The sequence below is a fragment of the Cyanobacteriota bacterium genome, assembly GCA_025054735.1.
Lineage (GTDB): Bacteria > Cyanobacteriota > Cyanobacteriia > SKYG9 > SKYG9 > SKYG9.
In genome coordinates, this window is the sequence record JANWZG010000667.1 from 1 (window position 1) to 1,236 (window position 1,236).

Annotated in this window: 2 protein-coding genes; one reads left to right on the forward strand and one right to left on the reverse strand. The window is 48.2% G+C overall.

Annotated elements, in window-relative coordinates; all coding sequences use genetic code 11:
• The coding region (locus NZ772_19235) for a class II glutamine amidotransferase (protein MCS6815691.1) at positions 1–475 on the forward strand (475 nt) is incomplete at its 5' end.
• A gap of 53 nt (positions 476–528) precedes the next feature.
• Here the strand turns inward: NZ772_19235 and NZ772_19240 are convergent.
• Positions 529–1,149: a dihydrofolate reductase gene (locus NZ772_19240; GenBank protein ID MCS6815692.1), complete on the reverse strand. Its 621-nt coding sequence runs from the start codon at positions 1,147–1,149 to the stop codon at positions 529–531.
• Positions 1,150–1,236 lie beyond the last annotated feature (87 nt).

Here is a 1,236-nt window from a genome sequence, read left to right on the forward strand (position 1 = left end):
GTTATTAGCTATCCACAATGGCTACATTGAAAACTTTCACCACACGCTGTATCGCCCGATTCGTGACCAACTAGTGGATGAAGTCTACCAAACCTTGCGCGGCAGCACAGACTCAGAGCATATCATCGCTTGTTTTGCTAACTATTACCTGACGATGCCTGCCCTGTCCCTAGACCAAGCCCTAGCGAAAACCTTGTATACCATAGCTGACCTAGCAGCACACTATGAAACAGGTCTATCTGCCAATGTGATAGTAAGCGATGGACAGCAACTTGTGGCCAGTCGATTTGCCTGTCGGGGAGACAGTTCCACCTTGCCAGCACCTTCGCTCTACTGGCTACAGGATGCACCCCAATTTCCTAAAGCCGTCCTAGTTGCCTCAGAGCCTCTGTTTGAGGGCAACTGGCAAATTCTGCCAGAACACAGCATCATACACATTGATGCTGATCGCAGGCTGCATATCTTAGCTCTCTAGACTAGCCACAAGACCTACTAACATTCAAGGCTAACTTCAAGGCAATGCAGCCATCAAATCTTAGGTTTGAGGATTGGTCGATAGGGCTGGGCACGATCAGCAGGCACTAAGCTCATCACTTGAGCACCGTAGCGCATAGGTAAACCTGTGAAGATGGAAATGCGGCGGTAGGTCTCAAAACGAAATCCTGGGTGATGTTCTACTGTGACCTGTTCAAACTCACTGCCTAGCAAATGCTCATACTTGGGAAAGTAGACATCACCGTCGTAATCACCCTCTACCAAGGTGAGGTCTAAAACATCAGCTAGGGGTAGTGCTTGGGCATAGATAGAAGCACCACCAACAATAAATACCTTATCTTCGTCTTCGACTTCCCTAAGAGCAGCCCAGAGAGACGGTACAAACCTGAGGCCAAGGGGATAGTCACGACAACGATCGGCTACCTGATAGTGCTCTGGGTGTTGTGTGATCACAATGTTGCGGCGCTGTTGCAATGGGCATTTCTCCAAATCTTCTGACCAAGTTTTGCGTCCCATGATCACTGCATGCCCTCTAGTTAAAGACTGAAAGCGTTTTGAGTCTTCTGGAATGTGCCAGGGCACTTTGCCATGACGGCCAATCACACGATTACGTTCTGCCAACGCTGCAATAATGACAATTTCTGGCATTTTCATAACACAGGTAACTCCAAACCGAGGTAATGCTTAACGACTAACTTTCTAAGGTTCAGCCTAAAGCTCAGCTACAGATGACGATCGCAC